Source organism: Photobacterium sagamiensis (genome assembly GCF_050337085.1).
Taxonomy (GTDB): domain Bacteria; phylum Pseudomonadota; class Gammaproteobacteria; order Enterobacterales; family Vibrionaceae; genus Photobacterium; species Photobacterium sagamiensis.
Genome location: NZ_JAKJSP010000011.1, coordinates 151,248 through 176,416, shown reverse-complemented (window position 1 = coordinate 176,416; position 25,169 = coordinate 151,248). Strand labels below are relative to the sequence as shown.

General features: G+C 43.6%; 23 protein-coding genes and 1 pseudogene. 13 read left to right on the top strand and 11 right to left on the bottom strand.

Annotation, left to right across the window (positions count from 1 at the left end; genetic code table 11):
- Positions 1–25: 25 nt before the first annotated feature.
- Positions 26–1,363: an ApeA N-terminal domain 1-containing protein gene (locus tag L4D76_RS01815; RefSeq protein ID WP_428439221.1), complete on the bottom strand. Its 1,338-nt coding sequence runs from the start codon at positions 1,361–1,363 to the stop codon at positions 26–28.
- A 743-nt stretch (positions 1,364–2,106) separates the two neighbouring features.
- Between L4D76_RS01815 and L4D76_RS01810 the strand changes: the two genes are divergently transcribed.
- Positions 2,107–3,519, top strand: a complete 1,413-nt coding sequence (locus L4D76_RS01810; RefSeq protein WP_428439220.1) for an SNIPE associated domain-containing protein — start codon at positions 2,107–2,109, stop codon at positions 3,517–3,519.
- A 248-nt stretch (positions 3,520–3,767) separates the two neighbouring features.
- Here L4D76_RS01810 and L4D76_RS01805 read toward each other — a convergent pair whose 3' ends face one another.
- Positions 3,768–4,319, bottom strand: a complete 552-nt coding sequence (locus tag L4D76_RS01805) for a site-specific integrase (protein WP_428439219.1) — start codon at positions 4,317–4,319, stop codon at positions 3,768–3,770.
- Between the two features lie 231 nt (positions 4,320–4,550).
- Here L4D76_RS01805 and ydiJ point away from each other — a divergent pair, with 231 nt between their 5' ends.
- Positions 4,551–7,622 (top strand): D-2-hydroxyglutarate dehydrogenase YdiJ, encoded by a 3,072-nt coding sequence (gene ydiJ / locus L4D76_RS01800; protein ID WP_428439218.1) that lies wholly within the window; start codon positions 4,551–4,553, stop codon positions 7,620–7,622.
- Positions 7,623–7,698: 76 nt separating this feature from the next.
- On the opposite strand, the gene aqpZ is transcribed toward ydiJ, so the two are convergent.
- A complete protein-coding gene (aqpZ, locus tag L4D76_RS01795) occupies positions 7,699–8,388 on the bottom strand; it encodes an aquaporin Z (RefSeq protein WP_428439327.1) in 690 nt (229 codons plus the stop codon).
- Between the two features lie 439 nt (positions 8,389–8,827).
- Here aqpZ and L4D76_RS01790 point away from each other — a divergent pair, with 439 nt between their 5' ends.
- Positions 8,828–9,508 carry a cation efflux transmembrane domain-containing protein gene (locus L4D76_RS01790; RefSeq protein WP_428439217.1) on the top strand — a complete coding sequence of 227 codons (681 nt, stop codon included), beginning with the start codon at positions 8,828–8,830 and terminating at the stop codon, positions 9,506–9,508.
- 60 nt (positions 9,509–9,568) lie between these two features.
- Here the strand turns inward: L4D76_RS01790 and L4D76_RS01785 are convergent, their stop codons facing one another.
- A complete protein-coding gene (locus L4D76_RS01785; protein ID WP_428439216.1) occupies positions 9,569–10,048 on the bottom strand; it encodes a LabA-like NYN domain-containing protein in 480 nt (159 codons plus the stop codon).
- Between the two features lie 165 nt (positions 10,049–10,213).
- On the opposite strand from L4D76_RS01785, the gene L4D76_RS01780 reads away from it, so the two are divergent.
- On the top strand, positions 10,214–10,954 hold the full coding sequence (locus tag L4D76_RS01780; protein ID WP_428439215.1) for a YggN family protein: 741 nt from the start codon (positions 10,214–10,216) through the stop codon (positions 10,952–10,954).
- Between the two features lie 159 nt (positions 10,955–11,113).
- Positions 11,114–11,269: a hypothetical protein gene (locus L4D76_RS01775; protein ID WP_428439214.1), complete on the top strand. Its 156-nt coding sequence runs from the start codon at positions 11,114–11,116 to the stop codon at positions 11,267–11,269.
- 77 nt (positions 11,270–11,346) lie between these two features.
- On the opposite strand, the gene L4D76_RS01770 is transcribed toward L4D76_RS01775, so the two are convergent.
- Positions 11,347–13,743, bottom strand: coding sequence for a YgiQ family radical SAM protein (locus L4D76_RS01770; RefSeq protein ID WP_428439213.1), 2,397 nt, complete (start codon positions 13,741–13,743; stop codon positions 11,347–11,349).
- 332 nt (positions 13,744–14,075) lie between these two features.
- A complete protein-coding gene (locus tag L4D76_RS01765; RefSeq protein ID WP_428439212.1) occupies positions 14,076–14,786 on the bottom strand; it encodes a hypothetical protein in 711 nt (236 codons plus the stop codon).
- A gap of 468 nt (positions 14,787–15,254) precedes the next feature.
- On the opposite strand from L4D76_RS01765, the gene L4D76_RS01760 reads away from it, so the two are divergent.
- Positions 15,255–16,220 carry a transposase gene (locus tag L4D76_RS01760; protein ID WP_428439211.1) on the top strand — a complete coding sequence of 322 codons (966 nt, stop codon included), beginning with the start codon at positions 15,255–15,257 and terminating at the stop codon, positions 16,218–16,220.
- Positions 16,221–16,890: 670 nt separating this feature from the next.
- Positions 16,891–17,349, top strand: a complete 459-nt coding sequence (locus L4D76_RS01755) for a hypothetical protein (RefSeq protein WP_428439210.1) — start codon at positions 16,891–16,893, stop codon at positions 17,347–17,349.
- Positions 17,350–17,547: 198 nt separating this feature from the next.
- On the opposite strand, the gene L4D76_RS01750 is transcribed toward L4D76_RS01755, so the two are convergent.
- A complete protein-coding gene (locus L4D76_RS01750) occupies positions 17,548–17,802 on the bottom strand; it encodes a hypothetical protein (protein ID WP_428439209.1) in 255 nt (84 codons plus the stop codon).
- Positions 17,786–17,968, bottom strand: a complete 183-nt coding sequence (locus L4D76_RS01745) for a hypothetical protein (RefSeq protein ID WP_428439208.1) — start codon at positions 17,966–17,968, stop codon at positions 17,786–17,788. The genes L4D76_RS01750 and L4D76_RS01745 overlap by 17 nt, the downstream gene beginning before the upstream one ends.
- 308 nt (positions 17,969–18,276) lie before the next feature.
- On the opposite strand from L4D76_RS01745, the gene L4D76_RS01740 reads away from it, so the two are divergent.
- Together L4D76_RS01740 and L4D76_RS01735 are read left to right on the top strand one after the other, a co-directional pair.
- Positions 18,277–19,524: a hypothetical protein gene (locus tag L4D76_RS01740; protein WP_428439207.1), complete on the top strand. Its 1,248-nt coding sequence runs from the start codon at positions 18,277–18,279 to the stop codon at positions 19,522–19,524.
- Between the two features lie 904 nt (positions 19,525–20,428).
- Positions 20,429–21,160 carry a DUF2971 domain-containing protein gene (locus tag L4D76_RS01735; protein WP_428439206.1) on the top strand — a complete coding sequence of 244 codons (732 nt, stop codon included), beginning with the start codon at positions 20,429–20,431 and terminating at the stop codon, positions 21,158–21,160.
- Positions 21,161–21,403: 243 nt separating this feature from the next.
- Here the strand turns inward: L4D76_RS01735 and L4D76_RS01730 are convergent, their stop codons facing one another.
- Positions 21,404–21,544 carry a hypothetical protein gene (locus tag L4D76_RS01730; protein WP_428439205.1) on the bottom strand — a complete coding sequence of 47 codons (141 nt, stop codon included), beginning with the start codon at positions 21,542–21,544 and terminating at the stop codon, positions 21,404–21,406.
- Positions 21,545–21,974: 430 nt separating this feature from the next.
- Entirely contained in the window at positions 21,975–22,154 is a 180-nt protein-coding gene (locus L4D76_RS01725) for a hypothetical protein (RefSeq protein WP_428439204.1), read from the bottom strand.
- A 308-nt stretch (positions 22,155–22,462) separates the two neighbouring features.
- Here L4D76_RS01725 and L4D76_RS01720 point away from each other — a divergent pair.
- Positions 22,463–22,708 (top strand): annotated as a pseudogene (locus L4D76_RS01720) (transposase); the annotation flags it as partial.
- Between the two features lie 91 nt (positions 22,709–22,799).
- Here L4D76_RS01720 and L4D76_RS01715 read toward each other — a convergent pair.
- Entirely contained in the window at positions 22,800–23,222 is a 423-nt protein-coding gene (locus L4D76_RS01715) for a hypothetical protein (RefSeq protein ID WP_428439203.1), read from the bottom strand.
- A gap of 472 nt (positions 23,223–23,694) precedes the next feature.
- Between L4D76_RS01715 and L4D76_RS01710 the strand changes: the two genes are divergently transcribed.
- The 3 genes from L4D76_RS01710 to L4D76_RS01700 all read left to right on the top strand — a co-directional run bounded on the left by L4D76_RS01710 (position 23,695) and on the right by L4D76_RS01700 (position 25,115).
- Complete coding sequence (locus L4D76_RS01710) at positions 23,695–24,003, top strand: hypothetical protein (RefSeq protein WP_428439202.1); 309 nt, start codon at positions 23,695–23,697, stop codon at positions 24,001–24,003.
- A gap of 183 nt (positions 24,004–24,186) precedes the next feature.
- Positions 24,187–24,933: a hypothetical protein gene (locus L4D76_RS01705; RefSeq protein WP_428439201.1), complete on the top strand. Its 747-nt coding sequence runs from the start codon at positions 24,187–24,189 to the stop codon at positions 24,931–24,933.
- 29 nt (positions 24,934–24,962) lie between these two features.
- On the top strand, positions 24,963–25,115 hold the full coding sequence (locus L4D76_RS01700) for a hypothetical protein (RefSeq protein WP_428439200.1): 153 nt from the start codon (positions 24,963–24,965) through the stop codon (positions 25,113–25,115).
- Positions 25,116–25,169 lie beyond the last annotated feature (54 nt).

The following is a 25,169-nucleotide window of genomic DNA, read 5'->3' as shown; positions in this document are numbered from 1 at the left end:
TAATTTTTCCGAGTGCAGCAACTTGTTAACTGCGGACTTCCGGAATAAGTTTATTTTGATATTCATGGGTGACTTCTTGAGTAACTCCAAGTTTCTCCAATAAATGCGACACAACAACCAACTTCAGTATCCGACTGACATTAACATAGTCATTGATATCAAGTATTTTAATCAATTTTTTTGGTCTACCTACATGAGCTAGTTCATTTCTAAGATCACTGATATTCTTTCCTATGCCCTCACTATTGTGAGCTAGGAAAATATTTTTGATAGCTGTTTTTAACTTTTCTGAACCATATTTGTTTATAGGCCCTTCATACTTATCAGATGTCGGCATATCCAAGTCTTTTGCTACAGCCTCGATATTTGTTGCAAATAGTACAACGTCACTGTACGCAGAATGAAGAGTTCTATAATTTGTTTCATACTGGAAAGTGGTTGATAAAACGCGATAACTTTCGTATAGCTCAAGCCAAGTAGAAATTGCTTTTGATAGATCTATCTTCTTCCTATTTATCGGCATGAAAAAATGTGAGGGATTACTTTTCGCTAAATCAACAGTTCTTGACTCAAGGTGAATGCTTGATAATAAGGTTATAGGATTTTTTGCTTCAGCACTTGGATAGACCTTTACTTCATCTGGGAACGTTGGTCGATCCATAAATATTGAGAATAATGACGATATTTTATTTATATCTAAACAGATTTCATTAATTGTCTTAGATGTATCAGAAGAGTATTTAAATAGAAACTCTAAAGACTTTCTAAGCAGGAAGGATTCATTTGGAAAATCAACTTTTACCTTATCAAAAGCTAAAGAAAGCGCATTCAGTGCTTCCTCATCATTGGTCATTATTAAGTTCGTTAATGTATTAGTAACATCATTAGCTAATGCTCGATTCTCAAGCTCTATACTCCAGCCACTTCCCTCAATTTTTTCTAACGTACCATCTTTATACGAAACACTATTTAAATGCCCCTGTGGATAAAAAAATTCTTGCATGTGGTGAAATGTAAATCTTGAATGATCGAATTCTTTATCGGGTTTAACAAAATCGCCCATTACCAAATGAGAGAAACCATGAGTGCCATGTTTTGTAACTACTGCACCGAATCGTTGACCTCCACCATTGAAATTGAACGGTCCAATTAGGGTACACTTTTTCCCATTACTCAAAATACCCATCAAGCTATTGCATTCAGATGGCACGTCTGTATCAGCAATATTGTATTCTAGTCTCAAACCTTTTTCAGGTGAGTATTGGATCTTCGCTGAGAACCTTGACGAATATGTTTCCTCTTGATGGAAAAACTCACCAAAGAATTCATGCTCTTCAAACGCACTATAGATATCTTGAGACATTCTCGGTTCCTTACGAGCAGTTAACATTTTATTCAACGAACCCAGTTCGTAAATATCCTGTTTATCGATGGATATACGAATGAAATATGCGATCTGAGTTCGTGTATCTCACCATTTCCGTGTTGGGGGCAAGCTTGATGACACGGAGAAAATGGCTGAAAACGCCACGCTACCGCTCTAGGCACAAAGCCCACCAATGTCTTCAAAAGTAGGCGATCTTATCATCGCGTGCATAGGTTTTATTGGGGTAGCTCAAGATTATGTGAACCCAGGTGTAATATGTAGTACAAATCGAAGTTTGCGACTTTGAAAGCGGGTGATGTTTCCGGGACGGATTTATGAAAAGGAGGACGGACTGCTGTTGTCAGAGACACGCCCCCTGCCTACGAACCCGATAAACCCTACAAACTGAATCTGCCTGGGAGTTTCTCGGGTTTGTAGGGCTGTTGGAGGGAAGGGCGAGTGTATAAATAGTTAACGATACATTGGGAATTGGCAGTGCTGGTATTCAGGGAATGGGGTAACGCAGTTTCCGTGATTCTGTACTTTAATTAGCGTAAAACCCAGATCAGTCTTACAGCTGAATATGTGTCCCATGTTGCATACATTGGCGTCTAGAAATGCATAATTGGATCACTAACAAGAAATGGCTGCATTTGTGTTTTTAAGTATTGAATCATAAAGCTGTGCGTTTTTTTAACTAACTGCTTCTCACTTATTTTTTCCATGAGGAACAAAGGAATATGACTGAAATTCCACAGATAGAGCTTGCCTTGAAAGTGGTTATCTTAGTGTCAGTGCTTCTGGGGTTTGTAGCGATTGGCTTATTCAAAAAAATTAGAGCGCTATCTAAAGATAAGACCAAATTAGAAGAGCAATTTAAAGACGTAATAGACATTGAGAAAGAATGTGAGGCGGTAAGAAACCAACTTCAAGAAGACAAGGAAAACTTACTATCCGAACAGAAAACACTGGAAAATGCCATCAGCAAGACCAAAAGCGACTATAGCGAGAAAAAGTCTATCTACGACAAGTTGGTTCGCCAAGTAGCTATCTACAACGATGAAATTCAACTGGTGGAATTAGGTTTTTACGAGCCTCAGTTCCCTTTTGATTCTTCAGAGCGATATAAGCAGGCAATCAAGGAATGCAAAGACGAGCAGAAGGTATTTGCTAGGTGCAAAACCAAATATGGCGCAATTCACTGCTACAAGGAATGGACTGTAGAAGGTTCACGCGCTGAAGGACGGAAAATGACTAATCGCAGTATTCGCCTAACGGCACGAGCCTTTAATAATGAATGTGATGCCGCAATTGCCAATTGTAGATGGAACAATGTAAATAAAATGGCAGAGCGTATAAAAAAAGCATTCGATGTTATTAATGACCTTAACGAACCAAATGTGATCGTGATTTCACAAAAGTATCTTAATCTAAAAATCAAAGAACTGTATCTGACTTACGAATATCATGATAAGAAGCAGAAAGAAAAAGAGGAACAGGCAGAGATACGTGCGCAAATGCGTGAAGAAGCCAAACGAGAGGCTGAGTTGAATAAAGCTCAGGAAGAGGCTGCAAAGGAAGAGAAGCGTTACTCTAAGGCGCTAGAGAAGGCCAGAGCGGAAGCAAAGACAGCGTCTGGGGTGAAACTTGCAGTACTGGAAGAGCAGATTACTCAGCTACAGCAGGAGTTAGGGGAAGCAGAAGCCAAAAAGGAACGTGCTAAGTCTATGGCAGAGCAAACTAGACAAGGGCACGTCTACATTATTTCCAATATTGGCTCATTCGGTGATCACGTCTATAAGATTGGTATGACTCGACGCCTAGAGCCAATGGACCGCGTAAAAGAACTTGGTGATGCTTCAGTACCATTTACATTCGATGTACACGCTATGATTCATACAGATGATGCTCCGGCGCTTGAGAAGGCGCTTCATGCTAAATTTGATAGTAAACGCTTGAATTTAGTAAACAGGCGAAAAGAGTTTTTCAATGTCACGTTAGGTGAAATAAAAGATGTTGTGTATGACCACCTTGATGATGTTGATTTTGTTGAAACAGCAGTAGCTCGCGACTATGTAGAATCAGTTGCGATTAGGGCTAAAGAAACCGTTATTAATGACGAATTTGAATTCGAGTTCGCGGAGTCTATTTAAATTAATTAGCTGTAGCTTATATATGTATGCACTCGTCTGGGGGGGGGAATCATGCACCACCCCACCTATTCACCCTACAAACCCTACGAATTAGTGTTACTTATCAAAGTTTCGGACTTTGAAAAATTGGTTACGTCTCGGGGAGCATATGTGAATGGGGGAGGGGGCATTTTGCTATGGTCCAGCCCCCCCTCCGGTAGCCTGAGAAATCCAACAAATAGGTCCCTCTAGATAGGCTAATGATGTTACTAACCCAGCTTATTAGCTAGATGTGATGCTGATATATGCGTGTATCTTCTGAGCATTCTGACATCTTTGTGACCAGTGATGCATGCGACTTCCATCATTTCTAATCCTCTTTCCAAGAAGCTGGTGGCTGCGTAGTGCCGCAGGGAGTGAAATACCACATCATGTAAGCCGATACTGTCACAAGCTTTCCTGAATTGCTGTGTAACACGGTAGGGTGATACTGAGAACAGCTTCCCTCGATACAATTTCGACTCCTTTAACACATCAGATAGAACCTGTATTGCTTTACTACTCAGTGGAACAACTCTTTTAGTGCCATTTTTGGTGTCTGGGAGCGTCACGGTTCGGCTTTTTAAGTCAAGGTAGCGTAGTTCTATACCAAGAATTTCAGAGCGACGCATTGCAGTCTCAGCGGCAACTTCGGCTATCGGTTGTACATCAGTTGGCAGGACGTTAATGATCATCTGTAATTCATCGAATGTTGGAATTCGCTCTCGTTGCTTATCTCCTGAAGGCAAACGGATAAACTCAAATACATTGGGTATCTTCATCTGTTTATCTTTACGAAGATAATTGAGGGTACGTTGTAAACGCTATGATCGTATTACCCAGTTAAGCATTCCACTTATCTCGCACCTGTAACGTGCATTCCTATGGAAATCCCACCTAACCAACTGCTTTGTTTCATGCAAATAGTGATGTAAAGTGAACGCAACCCACTTATTTCATAGCATGAGGCCAGTCGTCGTAGGATACGGCAGTAATACTGGAGAAGGAGAGCAATGTTACCCGCACTGACATATCAGAGCAGTATTGACGATGTCGTACTGTCTTACCTGAACGAGCTAGAATCGGCCGGATTTACTGGTGATATCGAGAAAAGTTATGCCAGTCGCCTGGCTGTTGCCACTGACAATAGTGTGTACCAACTATTACCACAAGCCGTTATTCTTCCTCGTACTACTGATGATTTATCCCTTATCGGTCAGCTTGGCCAGAAAGATGCCTATAAGAAAGTGACCTTCTCGCCACGAGGTGGAGGTACAGGTACTAATGGTCAGTCATTGACCTCAGGTGTGGTGGTCGATCTTTCCCGTTACATGAACCAGATACTGGAAGTGAATGCCCAGGAAGGTTGGGTCAGAGTACAAACAGGTGTGATTAAAGATCAGCTCAATGATGCCCTTCGGCCTTATGGATTCTTTTTTTCGCCTGATCTGTCGACCAGTAACCGCGCAACCATCGGTGGTATGATCAACACTGATGCTTCGGGTCAGGGATCACTGAAGTACGGTAAAACCTCCGATCATGTTCTGGCACTGAAAGCGATACTGGTTGATGGTTCGGTACTCGATACCGAGCCTTTAGATAACGCCGGGTTGAAAGGCTTTGAGCATGATCAAAGTCAGGCTGGCGCAGCCATTCGAACCGCGGTAAAAGTGTGCAAAGAAAAACGGCAGCAAATTGTCGATAAATTTCCGCCATTGAACCGTTTCCTGACCGGGTATGATCTGAAAAATGTCTTTGATGATGAGCTGAAGACGTTTGATATTGCCCGTTTATTATGCGGCTCCGAAGGATCTCTGGCATTCATCGCCGAAGCTAAATTGAATATCACCCCAATTCCTAAATCGCGGGCATTGGTTAACATTAAATACGACAGTTTTGATTCAGCACTGCGTAGCGCGCCGATGATGGTTGAGGCACAGGCATTGTCGGTAGAAACGGTCGACTCGCGGGTATTAAACTTTGCCAGGCAAGACATTGTCTGGAACACGGTGAGCGATCTGCTGACTGATGTACCGGGCAAAGATATGCTGGGCATTAACATGGTGGAATTTGCCAGTAATGATCCTGATGAAAATCAGCAACACGTAGCGGCATTGTGCGAAAGGCTGGATGCGCTGATTGCACGTGAGGCTGACGGTATTATTGGTTATCAGATCTGTGAGGATCTGGCCGGTATCCAGAAAATTTACGCTATGCGTAAAAAGGCAGTAGGTTTGCTCGGTGCCGTAGAAGGCAGTAAAAAACCTATCGCTTTTGCGGAAGATACTTGTGTCCCCCCTGAAAATCTGGCCGATTATATTGCCGAGTTTCGCCAGTTATTAGATGAAAAACAGCTTGATTATGGCATGTTCGGCCATGTTGATGCCGGGGTACTGCATGTTCGTCCGGCTCTGGATATGTGTGATCCGTTGCAAGAACGAGTAATGAAAGAAATTTCTGATCAGGTGGTTGCTCTGGTCGCAAAGTATGGCGGCTTAATGTGGGGAGAGCACGGGAAAGGCTTTCGCTCGGAATATGGTCCGGCTTTCTTTGGCGATGAGCTGTTCACGGAACTTCGTCGCATTAAGGGGGCTTTCGATCCGGATAACCGGATGAATCCGGGTAAAGTCTGTACACCGCTAGACTGTGACGATGAACTGGTTAAAGTCGATGGAGTTAAACGCGGCTTTTACGATCGCCAGATCCCCGTAACCACCCGCGACAGCTTTAAGCTGGCGATGGAATGTAACGGTAATGGCTTGTGTTTTAACTATGACACCAGCTCACCGATGTGCCCTTCGATGAAAATCACCGCCGATCGCCGCCATTCACCGAAAGGCCGTGCCGGATTAGTGCGTGAATGGCTTCGTCAGCTGGCAGAGCAAGGCATTAATGCCGATGAGCTTGAACAAAAACTGCTAACGTCGACGCCGACGGTTAAACAGATCATTGATCGTCTGAAAAATACCTACGGTGCGGGTAAAAATGATTACGACTATTCCCATGAAGTGATGGAAGCAATGAACGGGTGTCTCGCCTGTAAAGCGTGTGCCAGCCAGTGCCCGATCAAGGTGGATGTCCCCAGCTTCCGTTCACGCTTTATGAATATCTATTACAGCCGCTATCAGCGCCCGGCAAAAGACTATCTGGTCGCTTATGTGGAAAGCTATCTACCGTTAATGGGCAAAGCCCCTGCGACCTTCAATGCCGTAATACGCTCGCAATGGGTGAAGACATTGACAGAAAAAACGGTCGGTTATGTTGATACGCCCGAACTGTCGGTGCCGACCTTGATGGAAAGTCTGGATGGACACCATGCAACGCGATTTGATATGCAGTGGTTACAGGCGCTGTCAGACCGGGAACGCCAGAACTATGTTCTTATTGTTCAGGATCCTTTCACCAGTTTCTATGATGCCGAAGTGATACGTGATTTTGTGTCTCTGGTCGAGAAACTGGGTAAAAAGCCAATGCTGGTACCGTTTAAACCAAATGGTAAAGCGCAGCACATTAAAGGCTTCTTACGTCAGTTCGCCAAAACAGCCCGTAATACTGCAGATTTTCTGAATCAGTTAGCGGCACTGAACATACCGTTGGTGGGGGTCGATCCGGCACTGGTACTGTGCTATCGCGATGAATACGCTGAAGTGCTTGAAGAGACTCGCGGTGACTTCCATGTAATGACCGCCCATGAGTGGTTAATGCCGTTACTGGAAGACATTCCACCTTATCCTCAGCGAGAAGATGACGAATGGTACCTGTTTGCCCACTGCACGGAAAAAACCAAGATGCCAAATGCTGAGCAGGAGTGGATGGGAATCTTCAATCGATTTGGTTCTGATCTAAAACCTGTTTCGGTTGGATGTTGTGGTATGGCGGGTACGTTTGGCCATGAGAAAGATAAGGTCGAAATGTCAAAAGCGGTTTATGACTTAAGCTGGAAACCCAATATCGATCAGCTTAACCCTGATCGCTGCATGGCAACGGGGTATTCGTGCCGAAGTCAGGTAAAACGCCTTGAACACATTAAAATGAAGCACCCTGTTCAGGTGTTGCTACGAATCATCAGTAGCTCATCATTGTGATAATGAAAGCCCCGGCCTATACCGCTAGGTATTATACAGAGATAGTCGCTGGGGCTTTTTTAATGCAAGCGGCGTTTCAGACTTCATCGGGACTTAACCAGCGGTAAACAATACCCGCGACCATTGCACCTAATATAGGGGCAACCCAGAATAGCCATAGCTGAGACATTGCCCAGTCGCCAACAATAATGGCTGGGCCTGTACTGCGTGCAGGGTTCACCGAAGTGTTTGTCACTGGAATACTGATCAGGTGAATAAGCACCAAGGCCAGACCAATCGCCATACCGGCCATTGAAGGCGTTGCCAGTTTATGAGTGGCACCTAAAATCACAATCAGAAACATAAAGGTCATCATAAATTCAGTAATGAAGCCAGACAACATGCTGTAACCACCTGGAGAGTGCTCACCATATCCATTGGATGCCAGGCCCCCCGACAAATCAAAACCAGCCTGACCACTGGCAATAATATAAAGGACAAACGCCCCCGTCATCGCACCGAGTACCTGAAAGACGATGTAAGGCATAACATCACTGGCCGGGAAGCGACCGCCTGACCACAACCCGACAGTCACCGCAGGGTTGAGATGGCAACCAGAAATATGGCCGATAGCATAAGCCATGGTGACAACGGTCAGACCAAATGCCAGAGAAACACCTAACAGACCAATACCTACATCAGGAAATGCAGCGGCTAATACGGCACTGCCACAGCCACCGAGTACCAGCCAAAAGGTGCCGATATATTCGGCCACGAGTTTTTTAATCATGCTTTTTGTTCCCCTTATTTATTAGGCAACCTTTATGGTTTTTCATCGTTCTTTATGATTTTCCAATAAAATTAACGTTCATGGTTTATCGGAGGTTGCCATGTTAAATAAGTGTAGCAATGAAGCTGGGCTTGTCACATTCGACCGCTCAATGTCATATAGAAAAAGCGGTTAATTGAAGACGGAAGGTTCATACTATTTTCGCTGGAATGCCGAAATAATGGTTTATTCAGGGGATAGATAAGGAGTTGGTCGTATTTCACTAATATTTTCGGTTGTTGGACTCGTAGAATGAGAGAGCTTTCACTATTTGTGAGTAAGCGGAGTAAAGCGGACGCTGAGAGATTGTGACTTCGGTATATATCGCGATATGATCGACTTGCTTTCAGAGAAAATAAAAAGTCGACGATAAAATTGTCGGTTATCAGAGGTAATTATGACTTGTAATGTGCAGCTTGAACGAAAGCTGCTTCAGTGTTCGACAGTATCATCATTGCTGTTTGCCCTGATGGGCATTGGCCTTGGGCTCTGGATGGGCTCATTGGTTATTGTGTTTGATGGTGCTTATTCTTTAGTCAGTCTGGCTTTGACTCTGGTTTCTCTGGTCGCGGCGGCCTATATCCGTAAGCCCGTTGCTAATCGTGATCCGGTTAAACTCGCCAGGGTGGAGCCTATGGTCATCGCCTTTAAAGGACTGGTTATTACCATCATGTGTTGCGTGTCGTTCAGTTCGGCAGTGATGGCCATTCTTAATGGCGGGCGAGATGTTGACACCGGTCTGGCTCTAGTCTTTGGTGTTATCAACGTGGTGGGTTGTTTTGCAAACTATCGGATCATGTCGAAGATGGGTAAGAAAGCACAATCAGGATTGGTTGATGCAGAGGTCAAACAGTGGTTGATGGATACGGTGATCAGCGGTGCGGTGCTGGTAGGCTTTGTCGTGGCGAAGCTGTTAAGTATCTCGGAACTCAGCGTTTATGCGGTCTATGCCGATCCTGTCATGGTTGTGATTGCCTCCATTTATTTTGTCATCGTGCCACTGAAAATGATCAGTGGTGCCGTTAGTGATCTACTGGCCGTTCAGCAACGTGAACCGGTAAACAATATCGCGAAGTAAAATCAACAGGCCCGATGTTATAGCCAACTGACGTAACGGCGGGCCTTCCTGATACTCAATCTAACGTCCCAGCAACAGCGTACCTTCAATTTCACGGAAAAACTGAGCGGTGTTAATCAGTGAGGTTGCCGTTAGCCCGGGTACACCATAGATTTCAACACTGACGCCATACTTTGACTGTACCTTTTCAACCAGCAGATCGAAGTCGCCGTCACCGGAAAGCAGGATAACACGGTCAACGTCAGGCGCATGCTCAATCACATCTAATGTGATCCCCACATCCCAGTCACCCTTGGCTGAGCCGTCACTGCGTTGAATGAAAGGTTTGAGCTTTACGTCAAAACCGATACCGCGCAGAATATTCTGGAATTGACGCTGCTTTTCATCACCACGATGAATGGCATAGGCATAGGCTGCAACCACTTCACGGCCCTGCGTTGCTTCAGCCCAAAAGGCATTGTAGTCAAAGTTACAATGGTAGGTATCTTTCACGGTGTAATAGATGTTTTGAACATCGACGAAAATAGCGACTTTTTCCACGAGAATCCTGAGATTAGATCAATAAACATAGGCTGATAAGCAGGTTGCCTTGAAACGTGGAATAATTCAAGTGATGTCTTGTTGAACTCTTAATTAGATTTTTTATATAAAGTGAGTCATAGTCTGCATTTGGCTGGATATACATACACAATACGAGATATTTTGATGAAAAAAATCCTGATTGGCGGATTACTGTTAAGTTCTGCATCCGTCTTTGCACAAAGTTGCCCGGTTGACGTTCAAAACGATATCCATATTAATGATGGTCAGGTATCTGTTTACCAAAGTGGTCAGCCTAAAATGATGATTGATGAAGATAACAATATTTTCATCAATGGTAAGCAGTTAGATCTTAACGCTATGCAGCGTCGGGCGGTTGAAGCTTATAGCAATGGCGTACAGGAATACCTGCCGAAAATGGCAGATATTGCTAATGATGGTGTCGGTATTGCGACGGATGTTCTGGAAGAAGTGTCATCGAGTTTTGATTCAAAAGAGTCGTTTGCAAGCGTTGAATCTTTGATTGATGAATACGGTAAAAAAGCCCAGGAGAAGTTTTATCAAGATGGCGAATTCGTGATGCCGGCGGATATGTTTGAAGATGTGGATTTAAGCTGGAAAACCGAGTTTGAAAAGGCGATGAAGCATGTCAGTGTCGAATCAATGTCGGGTTTATTTGCTGCGCTCTCTGACGAAATGAAAAATGGTGAAATTAATTTCACCGAGCTGCAGAGTAAATTTTCGGAATTAAAAGCCCGTATTGAAGAGCGTATTCAGGCGCGTTCTGGTGAAATCTCAACCAAGGCAAACGACTTGTGTGATTCCATTAAAGGTCTTGCGGAAGAAGAGCAACAGCTGCACAAAGCCATCCCTGAACTAAAAGATTACCAGATGTTTGAAATCTGATATTTAATGGAGTTGGCATTAAAACCATCAGTCAGTAAGCTAATCATATGAAAACAAATTAGTTTAATGTTCCATAATGTAAGATATGGCGCCTTATGTAAGGCGCCATTTTTGTATGATGGTAATATCTATATAACGAATGTCTGAGACGGAACTATCATGCTAAAGATTGCGGTTATTATTCTGCTATTAGCATTAGGCTTTTTAGCAACGAAGTATTTAGACGAGAAAGCACAGAAAAAAGTGTTCGTAGGTTTTGCTATTGCTTTTGGCGCAGCCGTGGTGCTGTTAATGGCCTTTGAATTGTTTCGTTGAAATTGTTTACAGATATAAATAAAAATGCCTCCAACGTGGAGGCATTGTTGATAGTGCTGTTATAACGACTAAAGCTGTTAGCGTGCTTTCACGCGACTGTGGTTAGGTTTTCCGCCTTGACCTTGACGTGTCGATGTCGGCTTACCAGGGCGGCTAGGGCGGTTACCGTTATTGCTGCCACCTTTATTATTACTGCCACCATGGTTTGTATTTTCACCAGCACCATTACGGTTGCTATCAGCACGGTTCCCCGAATTAGCGCCTGGTTTTCCACCTGATTTAGGCTTGTTACCATTCGGGGTATTGCCACCGGGTTTGCCGGCAGCAGGGCGATTACCTGACTGACGTTTACCGTCTTTACGAATGTCTGGCTGGTTAGGGTGCTTGGTCGCAAAGCGTTTAGCACCATGTCGGCCAGAGCCACGGCGTTGAGCCGGTGTCATTTCGGCTTCGGTACCTTCTTCAGGCACCAGACAGTTTGGTCTGTCGCCAATAAGGTGTTTTTTCCCCATATCGATCAAAGCGTCACGAATGATTGGCCAGTTAGCCGGATCATGATAGCGCAGAAGGGCCTTATGGACGCGGCGCTGACGTTCACCTTTTGCGACGAACAAATCTTCGCGTTTTTTGTATTTAACACGCTTTAGCGGGTTCGTTTCAGAGTGATACATCGACGTAGCATTACACATCGGCGATGGATAGAAGTTCTGAACCTGATCACATTCAAATTCGTTTTTCTTCAGCCATAGCGCCAAATTCAACATGTCTTCATTGGTCGAACCCGGATGTGCCGAAATAAAGTAAGGGATCAGGTATTGCTTCTTACCGGCATCTTTGCTGTATTTCTCAAACATGTTCTTAAAGCGATCATAGGTTCCCATGCCTGGCTTCATCATCAGATCAAGGGTGCCCTTCTCTGTATGCTCAGGGGCAATCTTCAGGTAGCCGCCAACGTGATGCGTTACCAGCTCACGAACGTATTCTGGCGATTCAACCGCTAAGTCATAACGTACACCAGAGGCAATCAAGACCTTCTTGATCCCATCAACCTTACGGGCCTTACGGTAAAGATCGATAGTGTGCCTATGATCGGTATCCAGCTTTTTACAGATCTCCGGGAAGATACAAGACGGGCGACGACAGTTTGCTTCCGCTCGTGGATCTGAACAACCCAGGCGATACATGTTTGCTGTCGGGCCGCCCAGATCTGAAATGGTACCGGTAAAGCCGGGCACCTTATCGCGGATATCTTTTAGCTCTTCAATGATAGATTCTTGAGAGCGGTTTTGAATAATACGACCTTCATGTTCGGTAATTGAGCAGAATGAACAACCACCAAAACAGCCCCGCATGATGTTGACGGAAGTCTTGATCATGTCGTAAGCCGGAATTTTTGCTTTGCCGTACGAAGGGTGTGGAACGCGTGCATAAGAAAGGCCAAACACGTAGTCCATTTCTTCGGTACTCAGCGGGATCGGCGGGCTATTGACCCATAATTCACGATCGCCATGTTTCTGTACCAGTGCGCGCGCAGAATACGGGTTGGCTTCCAGGTGCATCACGCGGCTGGCATGTGCGTACAAAATACGGTCGTTACGCAGTTTTTCATATGACGGCAAACGAACAAAACTATTTTTGGGGTCGTGACGAGAAGGCGAGACCGTGACGGGTTTAGCTACCGGCTGCTCTTCTGTTTGCTTCGTTTCGCAGACTGATTCTGTCGCATAAGGGTTGAGCATCGGCATCGCTTTGCCGGGCTTTTCGATACGAGAAGAATCTATTTCACGTAAACCTTCAGGCACTTCTTTTAACATGACGGCAGTGCCTGGGATACGCTTCATTTCTTCAAGCGTCTCACCATTCGCGAAGCGGTGTGCCACTTCTACCAAAGCACGCTCCGCATTACCAAACAGCAGAATGTCAGCTTTGGCATCAAAAATTACCGAGCGACGCACTTTATCTGACCAGTAGTCATAATGGGTTAAACGGCGAAGGCTGGCTTCAATGCCACCAAGCACGATAGGTGTTTCTTTATAAGCTTCACGACAACGCTGAGAATAGACAAGCACCGCACGATCAGGGCGTTTACCGCCTTCGTTGTTCGGTGTGTATGCGTCATCGTGACGAAGTTTGCGATCTGCGGTGTAGCGGTTGATCATGGAATCCATGTTACCGGCAGTGATACCAAAGAACAGGTTAGGCTGCCCCAGCGCCATAAAGTCATCTTTGTTATCCCATTTTGGCTGGGCAATCATACCCACACGGAAACCTTGTGATTCCAGTAGGCGCCCGATAACCGCCATCCCAAAGCTCGGGTGGTCGACATAAGCATCACCAGTAACAATAATAATGTCACAGCTATCCCAGCCGAGAGCATCCATTTCTGCACGGGTCGTCGGCAAGAAGGGTGCGGTTCCATAGCACTCCGCCCAGTACTTTGGATAGCTATTGATTGGTGTTACTTTCGTATGCATGTGTTGACCTCTGTCTTTGGAGGCGGGGATTATATACTCAAATTACTTCAAAATGCAGAGTTCAGCGAGAATTCAGTGATTTTTAGTCTTTGCGGCCATCTGTTCAACACCGCAGTTACGCTGCACCTCGTTTTTCGCCCCTTCCTCGCGATAAATCGCGACGTAAAGATCCTTTACAAGCCCCTTGGAGGGATCGTACGAGTAGCAGCGTCAATGTACTGCTGATCTTCCTCTGTTTTCTTTGGTATACGGTCCAATCAACTATCCTGAATGTTAAATGTGCCTGTCCTATTTAGTTCTGACAGCGATAAAGCGGTAACAGCTTAGGTGCATTACTCAGCGACAACATCGCTAATTTTTTTTACTTCGGCACACGAACCATCTTCTTTCCAGATGGCACACTCCCAGGTTGCATCCTTCCAAACGACATTGGTAGGATTCCATGATCTGTTTTTGTTAAAAACACAAGTACAGGGTGTTGTCTCGACTTTCTCTTTCCATTTGGCTAGCTTCTCGCGCTCCGAACGGTCCATCCTGCTGAGGATCCCTTGTGCCACTGAGACATAATCAACATCAGTATCTTCCAACGCAGGCGGTAAGTTTTTCAAGCGCCGTTGTATCTCTGCTTCATATTTTCTCGGGTATTCGTTGCGGTAACGCCAAGCGACGCTTAATGAAGTTATTGCCTTTTTTTTATCGGCCTCACTCATATATTGATAATTGCTGGCCAAATGAACGATCGCAATATCCAGGTTATATTCAAAAAATTCCAACGCAATCGCGGGATTGGCTGAATACATTGAGGTACTGACTTCATTATTCAAAAAATTAACCGCTGCCTGGTTATAGGCATCGTGGACACGCAGCATATAAAGTAGCAGATATTGTTCTGCCCTTTCACTTTCCTGATCACGTATCGCGTTGAGCAGACTAACCTTATCCACCAACGCCCGGTTCGCTTCAGCAGAACGTGACTCAGCCCTCACCCCAAAGGTTAAAAACCCAAGTAACGTAAAGAGGATAATAAGTGTCATTTTTTTCATTGCAATATCCATATTTTTTGTAATGACATATAGAGGGTACACCCTTTGTTCTGTGCGTTACAAGACGATGAGGATAGGAAGAATAAAGGCCTTTGCTGTTCGATTCGAGTCTTTTTTTCATCTCGTTCAAGGTGGCGGTTGCGCAGCTTAAAAAATGTACGGGGAGTTTCCGAGTGTCACAACTGTCAGATTTCGTTGCGTTTCGTTAACTTAGGCTGTTAGGTTGAGTATAAATTAGTACATATCATGAGAATCACTTCACAAAGTTCTAATTCATTGTTGGCGGCCAGTCCCTTCCCTATACAGTCAATATAGAATTCATCGTGACTTATAGGACAGGCATACTTAAGAAACCATCAATCCTGTTAGTTTCACTGCATAGCAACACCAATCCCAATCTGAACCATTGCCCCTTTTCAAGTCTGGCATTTGAACTATGGTCATTATTCAACCAGCAAGGATTGACTCATGACCACCGCAAGAAAACAACAGATTTGCCTGGAATCAACGCCCTATTACCACTGTGTATCACGCTGTGTGCGGCGCACCTTTCTCTGTGGTTACGATGAAGCAACAGAGACGTCTTTTGAACACCGTCGCGAGTGGATTGAAGCGAAGATCAAACAACTCAGCAGTATCTATTGCATTGATATTTGTGCCTACTCAGTAATGAGTAACCACTACCACCTGGTAGTGCATATTGATAAAGAGAAAGCACAAGCGTTAACAGATCAGGAAATCATTGATCGCTGGTGTACCCTTCATAACAAACCGGTACTGATCCAGCGGTTGCTGACTGGCGATACCCAAAGCGACGCCGAATTCAACGCCTGCAAAACCATCATCGACGAGTGGCGTTCTCGACTTGCCAACCTCAGCTGGTTTATGCGTGAGCTCAATTTAGATATCGCCACACAGGCGAATAAAGAAGATAAATGTACCGGTCATTTCTGGGAGGGCCGCTTTAAGTGCCAAGCMTTGCTGGATGAACAAGCGCTGGCTGCTGCAATGGTCTATGTCGATTTAAATCCCATCCGTGCYGGCATTGCTAAAACGCCAGAAAAGTCTGACTATACGTCGATAAGAGCAAGGCTTCAGGCTCTGAAAAATGAAAAGCTAACTGCCCCTTCACTTCACCCTTTCATTGGCAATCCAAACAACGCCATCATCAAAGGGATCCCGATGCGATTGATGGATTACATAGAGCTTGTTGACTGGACAGGTCGACAGCTTCGCCAAGGTAAAACAGGGTATATTCACTCCAGCACACCGCCAATCTTGCAACGTTTAAATTTCGAGCAGCAAAATTGGTTAAAAGCCTGCACGCAGTTTGAACGACAACGTGCGTTGCTCATTGGCTCATCGCGATCCATTCAGGCTGCAACGGTAAGTTTCAACCGTTCTCGGGCACAGGGTTACAGACTCACCACGTAAATAGCCTGAGATGATCAAAAGCTACCACCTAATTCTGGTCCCAGAAGGATAAACCTACCTCCCAATAACCCATAAACCACGAAATTGATTCAGGTTCAGGCTATTACAAGCAGGAAAAAGAACAATTCTGCTCCAAGTGTATTTGACTGACTTAATAATGTAAGTCTTAGTTAGCTTCTGTTAAATGTGCCTGTCCTATTTAGTTATCAGTTTTTTAGGTTCTTCTGAGAGCCAAAACCTAGCAAACGAGGGGACATCGCGCGAAATAAAAATTTTTCGGGCTCTTTGGTCACCACCACCGGCCTTGCATGAGCTGTAGATTGGCATAATTGAGCCCATGGGCGTTATGCGTAACGTATTGATGATTTATCACGATGAATGAGAGTTGCTATGAGCTCAGGCTAACCAGTATGAGCTGCTTTGGGACATTTCTGTGTTATATACTTTGCTAAATTAGCAAGTTACGGATTACCTTAGGTATGGCAGAGCATGCTTAGACTACTCAGTCGAAGAATAGGCGATATTTGTCTAGGAGAGTCTGGGCAGTCCATTTAGCCTACTGGCGTAACAATGGATTGGAAGCGGCAGTGTGTATATGTCATGGCTTGATCTTGAATTTCCTGTATTCAGCCCAATTATCGTAGGTAAATACTTTAGTCATGGAGATTAAATGAAAATCGGAAATAGCTCTCACAATCAAGCCATTCAAACAATGCTAAAGAAGCAAGAGGATGAGAAAGACAACCTCAACGTAGAAGGTGAGCCAGATGCTCAAGTGAATTCTGAACTAAGTAACACAGTCTCGGTAGATGAAGGCAACCCAGTGCAGAATGTAAGTGGTAGCAGCTTAACCAATAGTCACCAACCTCCTCATTTTGAAAAAAATGGTAAAAATTCAGTGTGCGGATATTCCGTATGGCTAACTGATAGTAATGGCAATGAAACTATGTGGTGTAAGACGCGCGATGAGTGGGAGAATGTAGTATTAAGGAAACAAGCCTTACAAGAAGCCGAGAAAGAAGGCCTGAAGCTGGAAAAAGTCTATGAGTTAACGCCGAAAATGTTAGATGTTGCTGGCATTCCCGAGAGTAAACGGGAAGAAGCTATTCACTTGCTAGTTGATAGCTAGAAACTCCTGTCATTTACTTGAGAACCCTAGCTAATAATGGGACAGATCTGAGCTAGCCACGTCAGCTAGCTCGGTGTTGGACAGAAACGTGCCAGTTGTTTTGCTAATTTGGCAAATTGATAATCAGCTTACTTAATAGCCACAACTAGTAAAACAGCCCTCAACATAGCTGTTGGGGTCGCTCAGTGATTAAGCGGCTTATTTAAGCTTACTAAGCCCTGCACCTAAATGAGAACCTACTTGTTTTAACTTTTCCTCTTGCTTACGTATCGTGATTTCTAGCAACTCACGTTCATTTTCAAGCATATTAATTCTGTCTTGGCAGTCTTCTACTCCATCGTCATACCCGTAGCCGTACATCCTTGCTCCAGTCACTTTGATTAAACCGACGAGCTTTTCTTGTTCATCGATATACTGCTCATACTCTGTAGTTTTTTTATTTGCTAAACCCATATTCCCTCCGCTTCATCTCTCTTAATTTTGCTCGCTCTTGCCCATCGCCAAAAGCCATATTAAACAACTCACTGGGGGCGAGCTCTTGTACAGTAACTTGTGGTTCTTGACCTGTTTCAAGCTTAGAAGTTGGCTTTCCCTTAAAGGGGATTACATTTGATTTCATTAGCTCTCCTTAAATCGCAATGGTTTCCCTTGAATGAATGGAACCAATTTAACTTATGACAAAGCCATCGACTCTTGCACAAATCCATATATTGTTGACCTTGACAGGGCGGTGTACTTGTGATCGTAAAATCCATCTAATTTACAAATCAAATCCATTTAACACAAGCAATTGAATAGAAAGGATTTAATTCTAAATCTATTGCTAGGAAAACCATGTTTAACGTATCAATAACGCGATAGGAGTCATTGTAAAAAAAATAAATTAGATTATATTTGAGCTTGTTTTTTTAGTTGAAGTGTATTCACGTGTCTAGAGAGCTTATTGCGGGTAGAAAAAGAAGTGCAGAAAGCAGTTGTTGTGACTTTATTTGCCAAGAGGCTTACAGAGAAGCAATATGTGAGCTTTATCCTGATGATGTAGCATTTTATAAACAAGCTTACGGACTTCTGCTGGATGCATCTCAGACATGTTTAGAATTGATTGAGCAGAAAACAGCATTCTCAGTAAGTTACATAGAGCCAGACGAGATAATAGATGGTCCTTTTCATGCATTTGTGTTTAGCGACTATTATTTTAAGCTAGACCATTCCGACCGATATTGGGTTAAAGACATCACTCTGCGTTTACAGCATGCAGTAGAAATGGCATTAGAAGCTGAAAATTGGGAGGATGATGAGACCTTAGAGCAAGAGCTGCAAACTATTTCCCCAGATTTGGTTAGCATTGCTCAGATGATTGATGAGCAACTTGTCGCCGCATTGGCTCCTGTTAGGGAATATAAAAACACCTTTTATCATCGATATTCACCAACACTTTTCCTTAGTACTTATGATTATCGAGATGCCTTGCGCTTCTTCCACTTCCCCGTTAAGAAAAAGGATCGAGGATTTACTTTTTACAGTGAGCCATATTTGCTTCATAAGCACTATCGTGCGTCTTTTGGTTGGGATAACTCGACCAGACAACAACTGGTGCCAAAGGAAGCATTATCTCGCAAGTTAGCAAATGAAGAGACACAATTTACAGGTGATGAAGAGTACCTCTCTGCCTTGATAGCTCTCGAGTTTTGCGGTTCATCAGACAAAGTGGAACTTACTGATTGGGTCAACATGAGTGTTGATGTTTCTAGGCCTCTTTCCGACAATGAGATAAAGCAGACAACAGCATGGTTTAAACAATCTCTATATGCAGCTCAAGCAAAGAATATTCGAGCGGAAATACAATGCGCTACTTCAATGGAAGATATTATTAATCTAAACAAGCGGCTCGAATCTATCGGGAGCAGGAAAGTAGATGAAACAATAACTTTGTTTCAGTCCAACATCCTTAATACTCCTCCACGCAGTAAGATTAAAAACTACCTTTGTGGAATGATCTTGCATCAGGACCGTTCAATCAACCCAAATAAACTAACCTACACGGCGTTGGAACAAAACCTCGCTGCTGAACTTTCTGAACAGGGGTATGGCGTTGGCTTTTCCGATGAGAGCATTCGTCGCGGCTTTAAACTGTACAAAGGAATGATCGAAAGGCAGAAAAAGTGGTACCGTTAATATAAGACTATTCTGAGGATTTTTTCACTCAGTAACTTGAACTTGTGTGCATTCTCAGATTGGCTGTGTCCAGTTGCGAGTTTTGTCTTTCAGCGTTCTTGCATAATTATACGGAAGGAGGTTACTGGTTAGGAACTTCGTTTTTGCACGGAATTGGGAGATTCCGCGCATAGATATTGCGCGGTCCGCTATTAGTAAAAGTCAGGCTATTTTCTGGTAGGGATCACTAGCGCTCTGTTGCTTAAACTCGGAATGGGGCATAAGTAAGCTGAAGCGGCCAAGCCTGCATCGCCACTCGTGTAGTCTTTTGGGCGTCTATGAACCGAAGAAATTTGGCTCGGATTATGGGGGCAAAAAAGGGGCAAAACGGATTTAAAAATGGGCTTTTTGGGGCAAATAGGGGCAAAAAAGGGGTATTTATAAATCGTTATAAACAATAAAGCTAGTAGGTTTAACGCATTGAGTGGTAATGCTTTTTCTTGTTTTTGTCTCTAAATCAGGCATTTACAAGGCACTAAGTCAGCATTCCGCCCAGTACTTTGGATAGCTATTGATTGGTGTTACTTTCGTGTGCATGTGTTGACCTCTGTCTTTGGAGGCGGGGATTATATACTCAAATTACTTCAAAATGCAGAGTTCAGCGAGAATTCAGTGATTTTTAGTCTTTGCGGCCATCTGTTCAACACCGCAGTTACGCTGCACTTTGTTCTTCGCCCCTTCCTCGCCATAACGCGTTACAGGTAGTAGAGCGATGTGGTTTTGTCGCCAAGCTGGGCCAGCACAACGCTTCGTATGTTATTTGAAAAGTGCTATATCTCACGCTATGCCATGAGAAAGAAGAATGGTGGGATAGAATTTTGGTATTTTAGATAACAAAATTGATTGGTTTTCGGAAGTTTAAAAGATGTCATTGTTCAAATATCGTCCCGTTGATAAGAACTCACTTAATATCCTAATAAATGACGAGTTATATTTTGCGACATCGAGTCAGTTCAACGATCCGTTTGATTCCCAGTTATCCCCATCAGAATACATTCAGTCTCTTGAGTTACTTGGGATTTATGACAGCACATCAGAGTTACTTGTTCATGAAAAAAGCCTGCAGGAACGGTTCGAAAGGAAAGGCATCTATTGCTTAAGTTCTTATGATGATAATTTACTTATGTGGTCACATTATGGTGATTCTCACAAAGGAATTTGCTTCGGGTTCAGAGATGATCTTCATAGCCATGTCAGGGCTGATGGCCCTGTTAGTTCTGAAGAGGTGGATTACTTAAAAGATGGAGAACATGTATATACGACACTCTATACTGATTTGAATAGTGGTAGTAGATTCGATGATAAAGATGGGTTTGTGAATTGGTGTAACAAACAGCAAGCGCTATTCAAAACGGCATTTACTAAGAAGCATAAGAATTGGGAGTATGAGCAAGAAGTTCGACTCCTATGCGATGATAATGGCGTCATGAAGTTTAACCCATCAGCTCTAGAGTCTGTGACTTTTGGAATGAGAATATCGGAACAAGATAAAGAGACAGTATTAACATTGCTGACGTTAGAAAAATGGAGTCATGTGAAAGTATATCAAGCGAAGGCTAAAGAGCTTGAATTGGCCTTGGATATAGAGCTCTGTTAGGTACTTCTGAGCGCTAAAAGTTAGCAAACGAGGGGACATCGCGCGAAATAAAAATTTTTCGGGTTCCTTGGTCACCACCACTGGTCATTAATTTGAAATAGCTAGACATCATTTAGCTCATAAGCGTTATGCGTAACGTGTTTGTATTTGTAGTGACCAATGAGAGTTGCAGACCTGGATAGTATTGATAATGTCAGCTCGTTACCGGGAATAATTACAGGGTCTATAACTCTGCTAACAGGTTCAGCCGTTACTCATCCTTACAACATCTCGACCACCGCTCTGGTTAGCGTTAGGGATGTCAGCTTGTGAGTCTGTTAAAGCAATGGCCAGTAGTCCCGCCCATAGTATTGCTGCCAGTTTCCAAGTCATCTTGGTAGTCATGGTTTGGTTCTCCATATTTGTATCGCTGTAGTTTCACTTGGTTACACACACGAGTTACCATCTTTGCCTAGCTCGTATCATTAGGATGGGCAGTGGATCAGAACCGATACTCAATCTGCTTACCGACCTCGCTTGGATTACTCTTGCTTGTTCTTTATATAAAGCTCGGATCTTAGTTGTTATCTGCTGTACTACGTTTCGTTGATGATTACTCTACACAAAGAAACTGAATCTGAGCTTAAAATAAAAAACAACGTATTGAGGCTGCACTTGCTCTGCTCATAAGCGTTATGCGTAACATCTTAAAGATTTGTAATGACGAATGAGAATTGCAGGCTTGGAGAGTATTGATAATGTCAGATCGATATCGGGAATGATAAAGCGCTATCCACATCAAGTGACTTACGGTCATTTGATGTGGAATGGCACGTCAGAAGTCAAGAAAATGGACTCTATCTTCACCGTACATAAATTCAACAGCCTCCTTACCTCCGGATACATTATTTGTTCTTTGAACGTATTTGCCGTCCTCTATGTGGGTCTCTATGCACGTCCTGGTATCATATTCTCCCTCGCCTTTTTCCTGACAAGCCACTGCAACTAACGTCATGATATACACTCCCTTGATTTTCTTCGAAACGGCATACCGACACCAATATGCCTCTAGATCTAGTTTAGAACTGCTTGTCCAAAATATGGGTTAATACTCTGATTTATTCAGTACTTAATTTATATTTTTTTGCGACATACATCGCTTGATGGCCGTGTTTGTTTTTTCAAAACACCTTTGCTCAGTTCTCCCGTCAACCATGAACATTGGATTGCCGTCCTAACTTGATAGGGCGTTGCTCGATATTGGGCGTAAATGAGCATTGTTACTTCCAGCATGACTTATAGGACAGGCATACTTAAGAAACCGAAGTCCTTTGCCAGTTACAAGATCAAGGGCTGAAATCACCACCGAAGTTAGCTATCGGTGATGGTGCACTTGGTTTTTGGAATGCCTGGTTAAAGACAAAACTGAAATGCTCGCGTTTTATGAGTTTCCGCAGAGCACTGGACACATATCAGAACACGAACCCAATCGAATCGTTGTTTGCAACGGTTCGGTTAAGAACGAACAAAACAAAAAACTGTAGTAGCCGGAAAACGACGCTGGCTATGGCTATTGATGCCACGCTCTGCCAATATCTTTTCAATTTCACGATAGATGATGACCATAACCTACTACCCCAGTTTGAGACAAAACCGTCAATCATTTCATGTGTGACTTCTTCTTAGCTGAGCTGCGCTTTTGATATTCGATATCAACAATGCTATAGAAAAAGCGGTAATCGTCGTTAAACACTTCTTCATGAACATCTACGTAATAACCGCGCCCCATAAGCTTGTAGTTGAGGTGCCAGTCGGCAAGCTCGTCATCATCAAAGCGTGAAACTAACTTCATGTACTTAACCACATTGCCAATTTTTGTTTTTACAACTCGCTTAACGCTTTTCTTTGCAATGTGAGACGCTAAAGCGACTAATACAAGAAATCCGATAATAACTATTGCTAGTAATGTACTCATTGTTGAGTCTGAGATATCGCTGTATGGAAAGTCAGTTAACATATCAATACCTTTAATTGCAGCAACGGACCCCAGAACAGCTGTAAATTTCATAGTGTTCTTAATCATTGTTTACCCTGATCAGGGGCTTGTTGCAAAAAATCAGATGAGGCAGATTTTTTTACAACAAACCCATTTAGAATTTTGATGGGTAAACGGTATAGGAAAAAGCTTAATGGAAACTGAAGGAGTTTCGAGTTAAGTACCTAGTGCCTTGGATAGCTATTGATTGGTGTAACTTTCGTGTGCATGTGTTGACCTCTGTCTTTGGAGGCGGGGATTATGTACTCAAATTACTTCAAAATGCAGAGTTCAGCGAGAATTCAGTGATTTTTAGTCTTTGCGACCATCTGTTCAACACCGCAGTTACGCAGCACCTCGTTCTTCGCCCCTTCCTCGCCATAAATCGCGACGTAAAGATCCTGTACAAGTCCTTGTGGGGATTGCACGGGTAGCAGCGTCAATGTAGTGCTGATCTTCCTCTGTTTTTTTTGGTATACGGTTCAATCAACTATCCTGAATATAATGATAATATTCGGTATTGGAATATATCAAAGCTGATAGTGAAAGTGGCCAAGGGGGATTTGGTATGTATGGTGTCATTCCAGATAAAAACGCGGTCAATGCTTTTTATGGTCGCGTTCCATGCGTTGACAAAAATGAGGGTTACAAAACTCGCTACTTCTCTTTATCTAATTATTCATCACCTTATGATGCAGCGAGTAAATGGGTTAACAAGGTGGGGGTTGAAACATGGGGATTAACTCGATGGTTAATGATAAAGGAGGGCAAGTTGCGCCGTTTCCCTATCAAGTGTTTTTTTGTCTTTTTGTTGTCAAAAATGTTCTAGCTGAAAACATTGTCAACGCTGTTAAAATACTCTTCCAAGAAAAAGAAAAACTTAGATCAAGATGGCAGTGGAGCTGACGAATTAGGGAGCGAAGCGAGTCTGTTCGGCACGTAACGAATCGGACAAGCGATAGCGCGTCAGTTGGGTACTCGATCTAAAACAACCCGTAGGAAGATCAAGTTTATGACAAACGATATGGACACTCTGCAATGCTCTTTCATTGAGATCGCCGAACGCATCAATGCCAAACTGGATTTCAAACCCCGCCGTTGCCTCGACAACCGAGTGCTGGAAGCTCAATATATGGATGGCCGTTGGACGACTACAACAACGTTCGTGCGCTCGATCTTCCTCCCGTCAGAAAAACCGAACCTTTGCATCTTCCTGATACTGGAATCTCCGCATTATGATGAGTTCCTATCTAACCCCCCTATGCCTGCGGCTGGCACCACTGGGGATTATATTGAAGAACACCTTGAAAAAGTGCTTAACACGCATGTTCGCAAACCCAAAGGGCTTGAGGAGGGCACTACCTTTGACGTTGTTTTGATGAATGCAGTCCAGTTCCAAACATCTCTCGGGGTGTCGCCACCATCTGTCTATCGCGATGATGTATTCAGACCCCTCTGGAGGCGCGGTGGTAATGAAGATTTCAGAACTCGATTGGCTGATAACCTTGAACAAGGCGACATCATTATTAATGCGTGTACGTCAGGTAAAAAGCCCCGCGATAATCAAATCAAGCTACGAGAAAGCGTCGAGATAGTAGTTCAGTCGGTGGCATCGAAGTGCGGAAACAGCACCTATCGTGTCGAGCACCCAATCAATTGGGGCAGGATTGTGAACACGGCTAACAAATACGAAACTGAGTTATCGTTTGCGTGGCAAAGTCTTTCAGATAGGTACATAGAGCTGACGGGGCAAAACTAGTAGAGTATGGGTTATATTGAAGGTAACGTATGTGTACTCAAGCCCCAAAAAAAGACGATGAGATCAACACTAAGCCAGTCAAAGGTAAGAAGAAATGCCTTCCATTCAGCGAGAAAGAGCTTCTGAAAGGCTTAGATGTACTGACTCATACACGATCTGACAGTTTTGGTAGTGTAGCTTGACCTAATCGTACAATCTGCACCTCAGCACCACCAAAGGCGCCGCTGGACATTTTC